The following is a 1,595-nucleotide window of genomic DNA, read 5'->3' on the forward strand; positions in this document are numbered from 1 at the left end:
ATAAGAGACAGCCCCCCAACCCCGTCGCAAACCCCTTCCCGATCTCGGTACGCTTGCAGGACGGGTCGCTAGCTCAATTGGCAGAGCTCCGGACTTTTAATCCGTAGGTTGTGGGTTCGAGTCCCACGCGACCCACCACCTCTGACCTGGACGAACCCGAGATTGTCCCGGTTTGCCCCCCGCCGGTTTCGTCCCGATACGTTCCCGTGTCGGCTCGATGTTGGCTCGCGGGCACTATCCGGGTCTCCAACCACCCAGGACACACCCCCAAAGAGCCGCCGCTACCCCCGGTCAAGCCGGACATTTCTCCGTCTAGAACGGCAGCCAGACTGACGACGGTGGCGATCGTGAGCGCTCCGCAGATTTAAGTCCGCAGCCTCGCACCTATCTCGGTTGTGGCGCCGCCCGTCGATGCGGCGCGCTGGCCGGGCGGGCCGCCGCCGGACTTGGCGAAGTGTGTGGGTGGCGGTGTTCGCCGAGACCGACGATGACGGATACTCCGTCGGCCACGCCGAACCGCTGGCCGCGCAGGCCAGCGCCCCGCCTCGGCAGGCCGGTGCCGCCGCCGACCGTCGCCAATCTGCTGCGATGGAGCGTCGCAGCCCGACTGGCCGATCGGACTGAACACGGCAATCCGGGCCGTTTCCGGCTCCGGCCCCTCGCCACGAACCTCTCGCCCTAAAGTCCAACGTCTGAGAAGGCTCCTGCGGCAGCGATGCTGCTCGGCGCACCCAACTGGCTGGCACCCAAACCCGGTACGGCTCACGCGTTGCGGGAAGCCGCTGGGACGGCTTCACCCCTTCTGGTGCTGGACGGGGCGCTCGTTCACACCGACCGCATGCGGGCGGACCGGCCGTACTTCTCCGGCAAGCATCGGGTGCACGGGATGAACGTGCAGGTGATCATCGGTCCGGACGGCACGATTGTGTGGACGCTGGGGGCGTTGCCCGGCAAGGTCCATGGCCTGACCGCCGCCTGCGTCTGGGGCATCCTGCGGGAGCTGGAGAAGGCGGGCATCCTCACCCTGGCCGACGAGGCCTGCCAGGGGGCCGAGGCATCGGTGGTGATCACACCCTGCACAGGCAAGGACAAGCCCGAGTCGCAGAAGCAGGCGAACCGGTCGCATGCCAGGATCCGCAGGCCGGGAGAACGAGCGAACGCCCAGCTCAAGTCATGGCGAATCCTACGGAAGCTGCGCTGCAGCCCGAGCAAGGCCGCCCACATCGGCAAAGCTATCGCCGTCCTGCAAAACCACCGCGTCACCCACACCACCTCAGGATGAAATGCGTTCACCGTGTCGAGCCGGTCGGCCAAGCCAGCCGCGATAGTCAGACCCGAAACGTCTAGTGGCTCGTCACTGAACCTTGATGGGTTATTGATCTCGGTGGGTGATCAAGCCAGCCTTGTCCCTGAACCGGTTTCAGGAGGTGGTCGTGGCGAGGAGGCCCGAGGTGTTCGTGCGTGCGTTGTCGATGGAAGAGGGCCGCCGTCTGCAGAAGATCACCAGGACGGCGAAAGACCCGGTAAAGCTGCGGCGGGCGATCGTGGTCATGATGTCCGCCCAGGGCCGGGCGGCCTCCTCGATCAAGACGTTG

2 protein-coding genes and 1 tRNA gene are annotated in these 1,595 nt (G+C 66.1%); all 3 read left to right on the plus strand.

Going from position 1 to position 1,595, the window contains the following annotated elements:
* Positions 1–62: 62 nt before the first annotated feature.
* Positions 63–138 (plus strand) — tRNA-Lys (locus E1298_RS46785).
* 577 nt (positions 139–715) lie between these two features.
* Positions 716–1,282 (plus strand): transposase family protein, encoded by a 567-nt coding sequence (locus E1298_RS46790; protein WP_131903781.1) that lies wholly within the window; start codon positions 716–718, stop codon positions 1,280–1,282.
* 106 nt (positions 1,283–1,388) lie between these two features.
* Positions 1,389–1,595, plus strand: a 207-nt coding sequence (locus tag E1298_RS46795; protein ID WP_424923246.1) for a hypothetical protein, incomplete at its 3' end; no start/stop codon positions are given.

Source organism: Actinomadura rubrisoli, from assembly GCF_004349215.1.
Taxonomy (GTDB): Bacteria; Actinomycetota; Actinomycetes; order Streptosporangiales; family Streptosporangiaceae; genus Spirillospora; species Spirillospora rubrisoli.